This window comes from Streptomyces sp. NBC_00038 (genome assembly GCF_026343635.1).
In the GTDB taxonomy this organism is placed as follows: Bacteria; Actinomycetota; Actinomycetes; order Streptomycetales; family Streptomycetaceae; genus Streptomyces.
This window is the reverse complement of the sequence record NZ_JAPELQ010000001.1, coordinates 2,952,714-2,967,483: the sequence shown is the minus strand read 5'-3', so window position 1 is coordinate 2,967,483 and position 14,770 is coordinate 2,952,714. Positions and strand designations below refer to the sequence as shown.

General features: G+C 68.2%; 12 protein-coding genes and 1 riboswitch. Of the genes, 11 read left to right on the top strand and 1 reads right to left on the bottom strand.

The genetic code is table 11. The annotated features are described in order from the left end of the window. Nucleotides 1–246 precede the first annotated feature (246 nt). From coxB to OG219_RS13615, 4 genes are all read left to right on the top strand, one after another. A complete protein-coding gene (gene coxB / locus OG219_RS13630) occupies nt 247–1,206 on the top strand; it encodes a cytochrome c oxidase subunit II (RefSeq protein WP_266826273.1) in 960 nt (319 codons plus the stop codon). Beyond that, nucleotides 1,203–2,942 carry a cytochrome c oxidase subunit I gene (ctaD, locus tag OG219_RS13625; RefSeq protein WP_266826271.1) on the top strand — a complete coding sequence of 580 codons (1,740 nt, stop codon included), beginning with the start codon at nt 1,203–1,205 and terminating at the stop codon, nt 2,940–2,942. The genes coxB and ctaD overlap by 4 nt, the downstream gene beginning before the upstream one ends. Continuing rightward, the gene (locus OG219_RS13620) at nt 2,939–3,337 is read left to right on the top strand and encodes a cytochrome c oxidase subunit 4 (protein ID WP_266826269.1); all 399 of its coding nucleotides are present in this window, start codon (nt 2,939–2,941) and stop codon (nt 3,335–3,337) included. Before ctaD ends, OG219_RS13620 begins: the two co-directional genes overlap by 4 nt. Nucleotides 3,338–3,466: 129 nt before the next feature. Beyond that, nucleotides 3,467–4,729, top strand: a complete 1,263-nt coding sequence (locus OG219_RS13615; RefSeq protein ID WP_266826267.1) for an Ig-like domain-containing protein — start codon at nt 3,467–3,469, stop codon at nt 4,727–4,729. A gap of 23 nt (nt 4,730–4,752) precedes the next feature. Here OG219_RS13615 and OG219_RS13610 read toward each other — a convergent pair whose 3' ends face one another. Beyond that, the gene (locus tag OG219_RS13610; RefSeq protein ID WP_266465069.1) at nt 4,753–5,154 is read right to left on the bottom strand and encodes a hypothetical protein; all 402 of its coding nucleotides are present in this window, start codon (nt 5,152–5,154) and stop codon (nt 4,753–4,755) included. A gap of 187 nt (nt 5,155–5,341) precedes the next feature. Here OG219_RS13610 and OG219_RS13605 point away from each other — a divergent pair, with 187 nt between their 5' ends. The 7 genes from OG219_RS13605 to OG219_RS13575 all read left to right on the top strand — a co-directional run bounded on the left by OG219_RS13605 (nt 5,342) and on the right by OG219_RS13575 (nt 14,766). After that, nucleotides 5,342–5,962: a heme-copper oxidase subunit III gene (locus tag OG219_RS13605; RefSeq protein ID WP_266465072.1), complete on the top strand. Its 621-nt coding sequence runs from the start codon at nt 5,342–5,344 to the stop codon at nt 5,960–5,962. Nucleotides 5,963–6,027: 65 nt separating this feature from the next. Further along, nucleotides 6,028–6,834, top strand: a complete 807-nt coding sequence (locus OG219_RS13600) for a c-type cytochrome (RefSeq protein WP_266826264.1) — start codon at nt 6,028–6,030, stop codon at nt 6,832–6,834. Continuing rightward, a complete protein-coding gene (locus tag OG219_RS13595; RefSeq protein ID WP_266826262.1) occupies nt 6,834–7,901 on the top strand; it encodes a ubiquinol-cytochrome c reductase iron-sulfur subunit in 1,068 nt (355 codons plus the stop codon). The genes OG219_RS13600 and OG219_RS13595 overlap by 1 nt, the downstream gene beginning before the upstream one ends. Beyond that, nucleotides 7,898–9,544 carry a cytochrome bc complex cytochrome b subunit gene (locus OG219_RS13590; RefSeq protein ID WP_266826260.1) on the top strand — a complete coding sequence of 549 codons (1,647 nt, stop codon included), beginning with the start codon at nt 7,898–7,900 and terminating at the stop codon, nt 9,542–9,544. Before OG219_RS13595 ends, OG219_RS13590 begins: the two co-directional genes overlap by 4 nt. Nucleotides 9,545–9,698: 154 nt before the next feature. Beyond that, nucleotides 9,699–10,763 carry an anthranilate phosphoribosyltransferase gene (trpD, locus tag OG219_RS13585; RefSeq protein WP_266826258.1) on the top strand — a complete coding sequence of 355 codons (1,065 nt, stop codon included), beginning with the start codon at nt 9,699–9,701 and terminating at the stop codon, nt 10,761–10,763. A 125-nt stretch (nt 10,764–10,888) separates the two neighbouring features. Beyond that, nucleotides 10,889–11,005: riboswitch (SAM riboswitch) on the top strand. 187 nt (nt 11,006–11,192) lie between these two features. Further along, nucleotides 11,193–12,554, top strand: coding sequence for an aminotransferase class V-fold PLP-dependent enzyme (locus OG219_RS13580; protein WP_266826256.1), 1,362 nt, complete (start codon nt 11,193–11,195; stop codon nt 12,552–12,554). Between the two features lie 70 nt (nt 12,555–12,624). After that, a complete protein-coding gene (locus tag OG219_RS13575; protein ID WP_266826254.1) occupies nt 12,625–14,766 on the top strand; it encodes a PQQ-binding-like beta-propeller repeat protein in 2,142 nt (713 codons plus the stop codon). Nucleotides 14,767–14,770 lie beyond the last annotated feature (4 nt).

Below are 14,770 nucleotides of genomic sequence, written 5' to 3'. Positions count from 1 at the left end.
GAGCCACCCCCCGAGCCATCGGGCGCCCCAAACCCCCCGTCAGAAGCAGCCCAGGACAGGGCAACCCACCCCCTCCGCCAAACCCAGCGGCGCGTTGCGCCCCCCTCCCCGCGCGACCCCAAATAGCGTCCAGTAGGGTTTGCTCCGCATAAACATCCAAACCCCTGCCCGTGTGCCAGGGCGGCGAGCGACCAGCGAGAAGGCCGTAGCCAACCAGCGCGGGCGAGACTCTCGGGAAGGCGCTACGTGAGTCCCAACGGCTCCGACCGCTCGCCGCGGCGCCCGATGCGGCGGAAGCTGCTGCAGGCAATGACTGCGGGCCTGGTCCTGGCTACCGCTACCGGTTGCACATACAAGGACTTTCCCCGCCTTGGTTTTCCCACCCCGGTCACGGAGGAGGGTCCGAGGATCCTCTCCCTCTGGCAGGGCTCGTGGGCGGCCGCGCTCGCCACGGGCGTGCTGGTCTGGGGCCTGATCCTGTGGGCTGTGTTCTTCCACCGGCGCAGCCGTACCAAGGTCGAAGTTCCCCCGCAGACCCGGTACAACATGCCCATCGAGGCGCTGTACACCGTGGTCCCGCTCATCATCGTCTCGGTGCTGTTCTACTTCACCGCCCGCGACGAGACGAAGCTCCTCAGCCTCGACAAGAAGCCCGACGTCACCATCAACGTCGTCGGCTACCAGTGGAGCTGGGGCTTCAACTACATCGAGAACGTCGACGGTTCCACCGGTGACGCGACGACCGACAAGAACCTGGACGCCATTCCGGACCGGTTCAAGGAAGACTTCCCGGCCAACGCCGGTGGCGTCTACGAGGTCGGCACGCCGGGCGAGCGGAACCCGCAGACCAACAACCCCGGGCCGACCCTCTGGCTCCCCGAGGGCAAGACGGTCCGCTTCATCCTCACCTCGCGTGACGTCATCCACTCCTTCTGGGTGGTGCCGTTCCTGATGAAGCAGGACGTCATCCCGGGCCACACCAACTCCTTCCAGGTGACCCCCAATGCGGAGGGCACCTACCTGGGCAAGTGCGCCGAACTCTGCGGCGTCGACCACTCCCGGATGCTCTTCAACGTGAAGGTCGTCTCTCCCGAGCGCTACGAGGCCCACCTCAAGGAGCTCGCGGAGAAGGGCCAGACGGGCTACGTCCCGGCCGGCATTGAGCAGACGGACCCCGAGAAGAACCGGGAGACGAACAACCTGTGAGCATCCTCAACGAACCTCAGGGTGCCGCCGACGCAGCCGAAGACTCGTACGAGAACGAGCTGCCGGTACGGCGCAAGCAGCCCGGCAACGTTGTGATCAAGTGGCTCACCACCACTGACCACAAGACGATCGGCACGCTGTATCTGGTCACGTCGTTCGCGTTCTTCTGCATCGGCGGTGTCATGGCGCTGCTGATGCGCGCCGAGCTGGCCCGTCCCGGCACGCAGATCATGTCGAACGAGCAGTTCAACCAGGCGTTCACGATGCACGGCACGATCATGTTGCTGATGTTCGCGACGCCGCTGTTCGCCGGATTCACGAACTGGATCATGCCGCTGCAGATCGGCGCGCCCGACGTGGCGTTCCCGCGGCTGAACATGTTCGCCTACTGGCTCTACCTGTTCGGCTCGCTCATCGCGGTCGGTGGCTTCCTCACCCCGCAGGGCGCGGCCGACTTCGGCTGGTTCGCCTACAGCCCGCTGTCGGACGCGGTCCGCTCGCCGGGCATCGGCGCCGACATGTGGATCATGGGTCTGGCCTTCTCCGGCTTCGGCACGATCCTCGGCGCGGTCAACTTCATCACCACCATCATCTGCATGCGCGCCCCCGGCATGACGATGTTCCGCATGCCGATCTTCGTGTGGAACGTGCTGCTGACCGCGGTGCTGGTCCTGCTCGCCTTCCCCGTGCTCGCCGCCGCGCTGTTCGCGCTGGAGGCGGATCGGAAGTTCGGGGCACACGTCTTCGACGCCGCCAACGGCGGGGCATTGCTGTGGCAACACCTCTTCTGGTTCTTCGGCCATCCAGAGGTGTACATCATCGCGTTGCCATTCTTCGGAATCATCTCCGAAGTGATCCCGGTGTTCTCGCGCAAGCCGATGTTCGGCTACATGGGCCTGATCGGCGCCACCATCGCGATCGCGGGCCTCTCCGTGACCGTGTGGGCGCACCACATGTACGTCACCGGTGGCGTACTCCTGCCGTTCTTCTCCTTCATGACGTTCCTCATCGCCGTGCCAACCGGCGTGAAGTTCTTCAACTGGATCGGAACGATGTGGAAGGGGTCCTTGAGTTTCGAGACCCCGATGCTCTGGGCCACCGGCTTCCTGATCACCTTCACCTTCGGTGGTCTGACCGGTGTCATCCTGGCCTCGCCGCCGATGGACTTCCACGTCTCGGACTCGTACTTCGTGGTGGCGCACTTCCACTACGTGGTCTTCGGCACCGTCGTCTTCGCGATGTTCTCCGGCTTCCACTTCTGGTGGCCGAAGATGACCGGCAAGATGCTCGACGAGCGCCTGGGCAAGATCACCTTCTGGACGCTGTTCGTCGGCTTCCACGGCACGTTCCTGGTGCAGCACTGGCTGGGTGCCGAGGGCATGCCGCGTCGTTACGCGGACTATCTCGCGGCCGACGGCTTCACCGCGCTGAACACGATCTCGACGATCTCCTCGTTCGTGCTCGGCCTGTCGATCCTGCCGTTCTTCTACAACGTGTGGAAGACCGCCAAGTACGGCAAGAAGGTCGAGGTCGACGACCCGTGGGGCTACGGCCGTTCGCTCGAATGGGCCACGTCCTGCCCGCCGCCGCGGCACAACTTCCTCACCCTGCCGCGGATCCGTTCGGAATCCCCGGCGTTCGACCTGCACCACCCGGAGATCGCCGCTCTCGACCAGCTCGAGAACGCCGGTCACGGTGAGAAGGCTCTCGCCGGCGGCAAGGAGGCGGGCAAGTGAAGGTCCAAGGCAAGATGTTCCTCTGGCTGGCGGTCTTCGTCCTGGCCATGGCGATCGTCTATGGCGTGTGGTCGAAGGAGCCCGCCGGCACCACGGCGCTCTTCCTGGGCTTCGGCCTGTGCGTCATGATCGGCTACTACCTGGCCTTCACGGCCCGGCGGGTGGACGCGCTGGCGCAGGACAACAAGGAAGCCGACGTCGCGGACGAGGCCGGTGAGGTGGGCTTCTTCAGCCCGCACAGCTGGCAGCCGCTCACGCTCGGCATCGGCGGAGCGCTCGCCTTCCTGGGCGTCGTCTTCGGCTGGTGGCTGCTGTACTTCTCGGCCCCGGTCATCATGATCGGTTTGTGGGGCTGGGTCTTCGAGTACTACCACGGTGAGAACCGCACGCAGTAGCACGCGATGATCACCGGGAGCCCGGACACTCCGTCAGGAGTGTCCGGGCTCCCTCGTTTGCCACGCCATATGTCCCTCGCACGGCTCACTCGGCGCGCCGTAGCCGACGGCGGTTCATAGCGTGAGCGCATGAACCACTCACCGCGATTCCGCACGGTAGCCAGCTGCACCACGCTGCTGGTCGCCCTCGGCGCGGGCGTCACCGCCTGCGGCTCCGACGGCCACCCGCTCTCGGCCAAGCCGTACGACGCGGCGGGTCAGATCTCCTTCAACGGCCCGTCCGGCGACAGCCGCAAGGCCGACCCCGACAAGCCCCTGGAAATCACCGCCGACGGTGACGACGGGCGCATCACCGACGTCACGGCCACGGACGCGTCAGGGCGCTACGTGGCGGGCGAACTCTCCGCCGACGGCGGCCGCTGGCACAGCACCTCGCCGCTGGCCGCGGGCGCCCGTTACACCGTGCGCGTGAGCACGGAGGACGAGGACGGCGCACCCGGCCGCAAGGTCATCGACTTCGACACCAGCACCCCCAAGACGAAGAAGCGCCTGAACGTCACCTTCGGGCCCGAGGCGGGCAAGTACGGCGTCGGCCAGCCCGTCACGGCCGAACTGAGCGTCCCCGTCAAGGACAAGGCCGCCCGCGCCGTCGTCGAGCGTGCCCTCAAGGTCGACTCGAAGCCCGCTGTGGAAGGCGCCTGGCACTGGGTGGACGACAAGACGCTGCACTACCGCCCCAAGGAGTACTGGCCCACCCACGCCACCATCCAGGCGCACAGCAACATCGGCGGCATCAAGGTCGCCGAACGCCTCTGGGGCGGCGAGGCGAAGCCCCTGAAGCTCACCATCGGCGACCGCCTGGTCGCCGTCACCGACGCCTCCGCGCACTCGATGACGGTCTACCGGAACGACGAGGCGATCAACGAGATCCCCGTCACCACCGGCAAGCCCGGCTTCGAGACCCGCAACGGCGTCAAGGTCGTACTGGGCAAGGAGTACTTCGTACGGATGCGCGGAACCAGCATCGGCATCGCCGAGGGCACCTCCGACTCCTACGACCTGCCCGTGTACTACGCGACGAGAGTCACATGGAGCGGCGAGTACGTGCACGCCGCGCCCTGGTCCACCGGCTCCCAGGGGTACGCCAACGTCAGCCACGGCTGCACCGGAATGAGCACGGACAACGCTGCGTGGTTCTACGAGACCTTCCGCGAGGGCGACATCGTCAAGGTCATCAACTCGTACGGCGAGGACATGGACCCGTTCGGCAACGGCTTCGGGGACTGGAACGTCACCTGGAAGAAGTGGCGCAAGGGCAGCGCCCTGGTGGGCGGAGCCCCCGAGGGCCCGTCCCCGCAGGACCGGGCCAGGCTGCGCCCCGAGTCCGTGTGAGACCGGGGCGCGGAGAGCCTCTCTCAGGCGCCCGCGAGGGCCTTCCGCCGCAGCAGGGAGGCCAGCGTGGCGGCGAACTCCACAGGATCGACCGGCAAGGTCACCGCGGCGTCCGCACGGCTCCACGTGGCCAGCCAGGCGTCCTGGGGCCGCCCGATCAGCACGAGGACGGGCGGGCAGTTGAAGATCTCGTCCTTGATCTGGCGGCAGACACCCATCCCGCCCATCGGCACGGCCTCGCCGTCCAGTACGCAGACGTCGATCCCGCCCTTGTCCAGTTCCGTCAGGACGGCGGCGGGCGTCGCGCACTCGATGAACTCGACCAGCGGAACGTCGGTGGCCGGCCTGCGCCCGGTCGCGAGCCGCACCTGCTCCCGGGTGTTGGAGTCGTCGCTGTAGACCAGCACCGTGGCGGTCGGCTGCATTCTTCCTCCGAGACGTCGGCGTCATCGAGACGGGACGGACAAGGTCCGCTGGGCGGATGCTACTCCTCCGAACACCTCGTCAACACTGGTTCGGACAGGGCTTCGATGGGCCATACGGGCTGGACACACCCCATCAACACTCCGAACGGCACCCCCCGGGGTGAGGGCGGGATAAGCGACCGACATAATGTCGGTCGTGGCGACAGCAACGACAGTAGAAACCGGGCACGCGCACCCGTCGGTCAATCGGCCGAACCTCACCAGCGTCGGAACCATCATCTGGCTGAGTTCCGAGCTGATGTTCTTCGCGGCCCTCTTCGCGATGTACTTCACCCTGCGATCGGTGACCGGGCCGGATCACTGGAAGGAAATGGCGTCAAGCCTGAACTTCCCGTTCTCCGCGACGAACACCACGATCCTGGTGCTCTCCTCCCTGACCTGCCAGCTCGGCGTGTTCGCCGCCGAGCGCGGGGACGTGAAGAAGCTCCGGATGTGGTTCATCGTCACCTTCATCATGGGTGCGATCTTCATCGGCGGTCAGGTCTTCGAGTACACCGAACTGGTCAAGAAGGACGGGCTCTCGCTCTCCTCCGACCCGTACGGCTCGGTGTTCTACCTGACCACCGGCTTCCATGGCCTGCATGTCACGGGTGGCCTGATCGCCTTCCTGTTCGTCCTCGGCAGGACGTACGCGGCCAGGAAGTTCACCCATGAGCAGGCGACCGCCGCCATCGTCGTGTCCTACTACTGGCACTTCGTCGATGTCGTCTGGATCGGCCTCTTCGCCACGATCTACATGATCAAGTAATCGGGCCCACCGCCCGAAAACATCCAGAAGCATCGACGCAGAAGATCCTGACACCGGGGTAATCCGTGAAAAAGCTCTCCGCACGACGACGCCATCCGCTGGCGGCGGTCGTCGTCCTACTCCTCGCGCTGGCGGCCACCGGGGGGCTGTACGCCGCGTTCGCACCCGCGAGCCAGGCGCAGGCCGACGAGACCGCCCAGTCCCTTGCCATCGACGAGGGCAAGAAGCTCTACGCCGTGGGCTGCGCAAGCTGCCACGGCACCGGCGGTCAGGGCAGTTCCGACGGTCCGAGCCTGGTGGGCGTCGGCGCAGCCGCCGTCGACTTCCAGGTCGGCACCGGCCGTATGCCGGCCCAGCAGCCGGGCGCGCAGGTCCCGAAGAAGAAGGTCATCTACTCGCAGGCCGAGATCGACCAGCTCGCGGCGTACATCGCCTCGCTGGGCGCCGGTCCCACGGTGCCGACCGAGAACCAGGTCAGCCCCGAGGGCGCGGACATCGCCAAGGGTGGCGAACTCTTCCGTACCAACTGCGCGCAGTGCCACAACTTCACCGGCAAGGGCGGTGCGCTGTCCGAGGGCAAGTTCGCGCCGGACCTGGAAGGTGTTTCCGCCAAGCACATCTACGAGGCCATGCAGACCGGCCCGCAGAACATGCCTTCCTTCCCTGAAACGATCATGTCGGAGCAGAACAAGAAGGACATCATCGCGTACCTCGACGCGGTCAACGGTGACGACACCGTGGAGCCGGGCGGTCTCAGCCTGGGCGGCCTCGGGCCGGTCAGCGAGGGCCTGTTCGCCTGGATCTTCGGACTCGGTGCCCTGATCGCTGTCGCCGTCTGGGTCGCCGCTCGGACCGCAAAGGCCAAGAAGTGATGAGTAGCCAAGACATTCCAGAAGAGAACCTGCCCGCCGAGCGGGCCACCGACGACCATGGACACGGTGCCGTGTCGGTCGCGAACGAGAAGGACCCGTTCGCCGACCCGGGGCTGCCGCCCCACGAGCACCGCGTCCAGGACATCGACGAGCAGGCAGCGAGGCGCTCCGAGCGTGTGGTCGCCTTCCTGTTCACGCTGTCGATGGTGGCCACGGTCGGTTTCATCGCCTCGTACGTGGCGATCCCGGCCGACGAGGCCGTCTACATCTTCCCGATCGGGCACGTCAGCGCGCTCAACTTCGCGCTGGGCATGACGCTCGGCGTAGCGCTGTTCTCGATCGGCGCGGGCGCGGTCCACTGGGCCCGCACCCTGATGTCCGACGTGGAGATCGCCGACGAGCGTCACCCGATCGAGGCGTCGCCCGAGGTCAAGGCCAAGGTCATGGCCGACTTCAAGGACGGCGCCAAGGAGTCCGCGCTCGGTCGGCGCAAGCTGATCCGCAACACGATGTTCGGTGCGCTGGCCCTGTTCCCGCTCTCCGGCGTCATGCTGCTGCGCGACCTCGGCCCGCTGCCGGGTACCAGCCTCCGCCACACCATGTGGCGCAAGGGTCTGCAGCTCGTCAACATGAACACGAACGAGCCGCTGCGTCCCTCGGACGTCGTCGTCGGCTCGCTCACCTTCGCCAAGCCCGAGGGCCTGGAGGAGCACGACGAGGAGTTCCAGACCGAGATCGCCAAGGCGGCCCTGATGATCGTCCGGCTCCAGCCGGACAACATCAAGGACAAGCAGGAACTCGAGTGGTCGCACGAGGGCATCGTGGCGTACTCGAAGATCTGCACCCACGTCGGTTGCCCGATCTCCCTGTACGAGCAGCAGACGCACCACGTCCTCTGCCCGTGCCACCAGTCCACCTTCGACCTCTCCGACGGTGCCCGAGTGATCTTCGGCCCGGCCGGTCACGCCCTGCCGCAGCTGCGCATCGGTGTGAACGCTGAGGGCTACCTCGAGGCGCTCGGCGACTTCGAAGAGCCCGTCGGTCCTGCTTTCTGGGAGCGCGGATGAGCACTACGAAAACCCCCGACTCGGGCGAGTCGACCTCGCGGGAGAAGGCACCGGCGGGCGAGCGCGTCGCCGACTGGGCGGATGGCCGGCTGGGGATCTACTCCCTGGCCAAGACCAACATGCGCAAGATCTTCCCCGACCACTGGTCGTTCATGCTGGGTGAGATCTGCCTCTACAGCTTCATCATCATCATCCTCACGGGTGTGTATCTGACGCTGTTCTTCCACCCGTCGATGAACGAGGTGACGTACGACGGAAGCTATGTCCCGCTGCAGGGACAGCTGATGTCGGAGGCGTTCAACTCGACCATGCACATCTCCTTCGATGTGCGCGGTGGTCTGCTGATCCGGCAGATCCACCACTGGGCGGCGCTGATCTTCCTCGCCGGCATGTTCGTGCACATGATGCGCGTGTTCTTCACGGGTGCGTTCCGCAAGCCGCGTGAGGTCAACTGGCTGTTCGGCTTCCTGCTGTTCGTCCTGGGCATGTTCACCGGCTTCACCGGCTACTCGCTCCCGGACGACCTGCTCTCCGGCACCGGTGTGCGCTTCATGGAGGGCGCGGTCCTGTCCGTGCCGGTCGTGGGCACGTACCTCTCGTTCTTCCTCTTCGGCGGCGAGTTCCCGGGCGGCGACTTCGTGGCCCGCTTCTACTCGATCCACGTACTGCTGCTGCCGGGCATCATGCTCGGTCTGGTGGTCGCCCACCTGATCCTGGTCTTCTACCACAAGCACACGCAGTTCGCGGGCCCCGGAAAGACGAACAACAACGTCGTCGGCATGCCGCTCCTTCCGGTCTACATGGCCAAGGCCGGAGGCTTCTTCTTCCTGGTCTTCGGTGTCATCGCGGCCGTCTCGGCGATCGCCTCGATCAACCCGATCTGGACCATGGGCCCCTACCGTCCGGACCAGGTGTCCACCGGCGCCCAGCCCGACTGGTACATGGGCTTCTCCGAAGGCCTGATCCGATTCATGCCGGGCTGGGAGATCAACCTCTGGGGCCACACGCTCGTCCTGGGCGTGTTCATCCCGCTGGTCATCTTCCCGCTGGTCCTGGTCGCGATCGCGGTCTACCCGTTCATCGAGTCCTGGGTCACCGGCGACAAGCGCGAGCACCACATCCTGGACCGCCCGCGCAACGTCCCGACGCGTACGGCCTTCGGTGTCGCGTGGATCACCTGGTACATGGTTCTGCTGATCGGTGGTGGAAACGACCTCTGGGCCACGCACTTCCACCTGTCGATCAACTCGATCACCTGGTTCGTAAGGATCGCGTTCTTCGTCGCGCCTGTCCTCGCGTTCGTCATCACCAAGCGGATCTGTCTCGGCCTTCAGCGCCGGGACCGGGACAAGGTGCTGCACGGCCGCGAGTCGGGCATCATCAAGCGCCTGCCGCACGGTGAGTTCGTCGAGATCCACGAGCCGCTCAGCCAGGCGGCTCTGCACACGCTCACGGCGCACGAGCAGTACGAGCCGGCCCAGATCGGCCCGTCGGTCGACAAGAACGGTGTCGAGCGCAAGGTGAAGGGCTCGCAGAAGCTGCGCGCCAAGCTCAGCAAGGGCTACTACGGGGAGGACCAGCAGATCCCCAAGCCCACCGTCGAGGAGTACAAGGAGATCACGAGCGGCCACGGCCACCACTGATCTCCCCGACGATCCTCGCTGATCGCCACGGCTGGAGCCCCGTCCATTGCATGGACGGGGCTCTTTGCCGTCTCCCGGGCTGGATAGGGTGGACTCACCCCTACGTACGGGGGTGAGTCCACCCTCGTACCTCTCTGAGAACCCAGGAGCGACCATGAGCGCTGTGAACCCCGCTGGAGGCGACACCGCGGCGGGCCGTTCCTGGCCGGCGTTGCTGAACGGCCTGCTCGACGGCCGTGACCTGAGCGCGGACGACACCGCCTGGGCGATGAACCTGATGATGCGCGGTGAGGCGACCGACGCGCAGATCGCCGGGTTCGCGGTGGCGCTGCGGGCCAAGGGAGAGACCGTCGAGGAGATCACCGGGCTCGTACGGATGATGTACGAGCACGCCAACGTGATCGAGGTGCCGGGGGAGACCGTCGACATCGTCGGCACGGGCGGTGACGGGGCGAAGACCGTCAACATCTCCACCATGTCGGCGATCGTCATCGCCGGTACGGGCGCGAAGGTCGTCAAGCACGGCAACCGGGCGGCCTCCTCCGCCTCCGGCGCGTCCGACGTCCTCGAGAAGCTCGGGGTCAACCTGGAGCTGACGACCAAGCGGGTGGCAGAGGTGGCCGAGGAGGCCGGGATCACCTTCTGCTTCGCGGTGAAGTTCCACCCGGCGCTGCGTCATGTGGGCGCCGCGCGCGGGCAGTTGGGCATCCGTACGGTCTTCAACGCGCTCGGTCCGCTGACGAACCCGGCACGGGTCAAGGCGCAGGCGGTCGGCGTCGCGGACCCCCGCATGGCGCCGATCGTGGCAGGCGTCTTCGCGGAGCGCGGCAACTCCTCACTGGTCTTCCGCGGCGACGACGGGCTCGACGAGCTGACCATCACGTCCACGTCCCGGGTGTGGGTCGTACGGGACGGAAAGGTCACCGAGGAGACCTTCGACCCGAGGGACGTCGGTATCGACCTGGTCCCGATCGAGGCGCTGCGGGGCGCGGACTCCACGTACAACGCGGACGTGGCGCGCCGGCTGCTCGACGGCGAGACGGGCCCGGTGCGGGACGCCGTACTGCTGAACTCGGCGGCGGCGCTGGTCGCCCTGTCGCCGGACGGCGGGCCGCTCGCGGACCAGATCCGCGTAGGGATGGCGAAGGCGGCTGAGGCCATCGACTCGGGGGCGGCCAAGCGGACGCTGGAGCGGTGGGTGGCGGCCACCAACGCGTAGCGCCTGTGGCGACCGACGCGTTCGCGATGCGGAGGGGCCGGACCGAAGAGGTCCGGCCCCTTTCGCGTTCCGGGATCCGGACACGGGTTGCGGTGTCGTGATCGGGTCGCGTAGGTTTTTCGGCAGGTCATGAGTGACAGTCATGAGGCCCCGGCCGACTGTCCAGCAACCCTCCGTCCGTGGCGGGGTGCTCCGGGTGAAGACCAGGCCGTAGGCAGCGAGGTCTACGGCAAGCGCGGACCCCTCGCCCTCGATTGAGGGATGGAGCCCAGGGGTCCTGGTCATTCGAGGGAGCCTTCTGTGAGCAAGCGAATGCGATAGGGCGCAGAGCCCCTCTTCGCACACCCCTTTCACTTTTTCCCGCGCTGAGCCGTACGTCCCCGTACCCGCTCGCGTGGTGATTCCCTCTGCCTCTCACAGGAGCTCGCCATGTCCGTCTCCACCGTTGCCGCCGACCAGACCGTCTGTGCCCAGCTGCCCGTTCTGGGCCGTGATGTCACCGTCCCGCTCGTCACCGGTGGCGAGGTCACGTACGCCGCTCTCGACTACGCCGCCAGCGCCCCGGCCCTCCAGCGCGTGTGGGACGACGTGGCCGCGTACGCCCCCTACTACGGCAGCGTGCACCGTGGAGCCGGATACCTGTCCCAGCTCTCCACCGACCTCTTCGAGAACTCCCGCACCACCGTCGGCGAGTTCCTGGACTGCCGGGAGGACGACCAGGTCGTCTTCACCCGGTCGACCACCGACTCGCTCAACCTGCTCGCCGGGGCCCTTCCGGCCGACTGCCAGGTCTTCGTCTTCGAGACCGAGCACCACGCCTCGCTGCTGCCGTGGCGGGACGCGCGGGTGACCTACCTGAACGCCCCGCGTACGCCGGAGGAGGCCGTCGCGACCCTGGAGGACGCGCTCGCCGGCCGCGACCCGCTGGGTCCGGCCCTCGTCTGCGTCACGGGCGCCTCGAACGTCACCGGTGAGCTGTGGCCGGTGCGCGAACTGGCCGCGGCCGCCCACGCGCACGGCGCGCGCATCGTCCTCGACGCCGCGCAGCTCGCCCCGCACCACCCGGTGTCGGTGCGCGACCTCGACGTCGACTGGGTCGCCTTCTCCGGGCACAAGCTGTACGCCCCCTTCGGCTCCGGTGTCCTCGCGGGCCGCTCCGACTGGCTGCGCGAGGCCGAGCCGTACCTCGCGGGCGGCGGGGCCAGCCGCAAGGTGTCCCGGCGTACGGACGGCGGCGTCGACGTGGAGTGGCACGAGAGCGCCGCCCGGCACGAGGCCGGCTCGCCGAACGTGATCGGCGTGTACTCGATCGCGTCCGCCTGCAAGGCGCTCACCGAGGCCGGCTTCGACACGCTCGTCGCCCGTGAGCAGCAGCTCATCGAGACCGTCCGCGCGGGTCTCGCCGAGGTGCCCGAGGTACGGGTCCTCTCGCTCTTCGGCGACGACGCCCCGCGCGTCGGCGTCATCTCCTTCGTCGTCGAGGGCTGGAACAGCTCGCACTTCGCGGCCGCGCTGTCCGCCGAGTACGGCATCGGGGTGCGCGACGGCCTGTTCTGCGCCCACCCGCTGGTGCGCACCCTCCTCGGCAGCGACCCCCAGACCCAGGGCGAGTGCGGCGCCCCCGAGGCCGCGCCCGGCGAGAAGTCGCTCAACGCCATCCGCGTCAGCTTCGGCGCGGGCACGCCGGACGAGCACGTCGAGCGTTTCGTCCGCGCGGTCAAGGAGCTCGTCAGCGATGGCGCGAAGTGGAACTACCGTACGCAGGACGGGCGTTGCGTCCCGGCCGTGTGATCGCCTGACAGGAGCACGGCGTATACGCTCCCCCTCGGCGGCCGTACGGCAAACAGGGGAGTTGCGGGGAGTGCAGGCGCTGCGGGAGACGGATCCACGGCGGATCGGTCCGTACGAGGTGCTCGGGCGGCTCGGCTCGGGCGGGATGGGCGAGGTCTATCTCGCCGAGTCACGGGCCGGACTCCGGCTGGCCGTGAAGGTGGTGCGGGCCGAGCACGCGGAGGACCGCACCTTCCGTGCCCGGTTCCGCCAGGAGGTGCGGGCCGCGCAGACCGTCGGCGGGACCGGGACGTACACCGCGCGGGTGGTCGACGCGGACCCCGAGGGTGAACGGCCCTGGATGGCAACGGAGTTCGTCGACGGGCCGAACCTGCGCGACGCGGTCCTCGACGGCGGGCCGCTGCCCGAGGACGCGGTGCTCACCTTCGCGGCCGCGCTGGGCGAGGCCCTCGCCGCGATCCACGCCAAGGGCATGGTGCACCGCGACCTCAAGCCCTCCAACATCCTGCTGGCGCCGGACGGCCCGCGGGTCATCGACTTCGGGATCGTACGGGCGCTGGAGGCGACGGCTATGACCCGCACCGGCACCATGGTCGGCTCGGTCGGATACGTCTCGCCCGAGCAGATCCGCAACGGCTCCGAGGTGGGACCGCCGAGTGACGTCTTCGCACTGGGCGCCGTACTGGCGTACGCGTCGAGTGGCCGCGAGCCCTTCGGGGAGGGCCAGGACTCGGTGATCCTGCTGCGCATCATGACGCGGGACTTCGATCTCTCAGGGGTCCCGGCGCGATTGCTTCCGCTGGTCGAGGCCTGTCTGCGGGAGGAGCCCGGGGAGAGGCCCACCCCGGAGGAAGTGGTCACGGCCGCCGGACACACGGCGGCCTCCCTGCGGGCGGGGCTGCGGCCGGGGTGGCTGACCCCCGCACCGGCGACGGCCGCGGGGGACGAACGGTGGCTTCCGGAGCGCGAGTCGGGCGAGGGAGAGAGCCGCGTCGAGTACGTCGCCCCGGTGACGGTCGCGGGTGCTTCGGCGCCGGACATCGCACCGGCACCCGAACGGCCTTCGCGGAGGCGGCTGTTGACGGCTGCCGCGAGCGGGACGGTGGTCGCCGCCGCCGGGGGAGCCGGCTGGTGGCTGTGGCTGCGGAGGCCCGGGCAGGAGAGCGGAACACAAGGAGTGGGGTCCCCGGAGTCCCCCGACACCGCATCCGCGGCGGGCGTGGACAATCCCGCCGCCCTTGCCTGGCAGTACGACGCTGCCGGGCTCGGCGGCATGTACGGACCCTGCGTCGCCGTGTCGCCGGACGGCGAGGTCGTCTACCTCGGGGACGCGAACGGGAAGCTGCACGCGCTGTCCCGTGCCGGCGGGCGGAGCTGGGCGCTCGCGCTCGGCGAGGAGGTGTCGACGCCCGTCGTCACCCCGGACGGGATCTTCTGCGTCGTCTGGGACCAGGAGAGGGTGCGGCGCCGGCTGTGCGCGGTGGACGCGGCGGGCAAGCTCAAGTGGACCAGCACCCTCGGCGAGAACGGCTACGAACCGCCCGTCCTCGCGGGTGCGGGCGTCGTGGTGGCCACCGGCGACACCGACGCGGGAGGGCTGCGCTGCTACGCCGCCGACGGCACCGTGCTGTGGAGCACTACTACGCCCGCCGGTCCGAACGGCACCCCCCTGGTGGCGGGCGACGTGATCTACACCGGCACCTTCGGCGACAAACTGGTGGCCCTGAACGCCGCCGACGGCACCGAGGTCTGGGCGGTCGCCACGGGCCTCGACATCGGCCCGCCCGCGCTGGTCGGCGAGACCCTTGTCGCCGAGTCGGGCGGAGAGGCGAACCGGCACGCCTTCGGCCTGGACGGCAAGGAGCTGTGGGCCCTGTCTGCGGACAGCGCCGGGTCGATGGTCGCCGGGAACCGGTCGCTCGCGATCATCACCGGGCAGGGCACCGTCGAGGCGATCAAGGCGGCCGACGGCTCCACCGCGTGGACGTACGAGATCGGCGGGGACTGGCTGCCGGGACCGGTGGTGGCCGGAGACCGTATCTATGTGCGAAGCGGGCTCGTCCTGTGCGCCCTGGGCCTGGACGGCAAGCCGCTGTGGAGCGAGGCGCTCGGCAAGTCGACCGGGCAGGACCAGCACAGCCCGGTGCTGAGCGGCAAGCGCCTCTACGTGCCCTCCGGGGGCGGAATCGCCGCCGTGGACGTCAGCGCCTGACCGG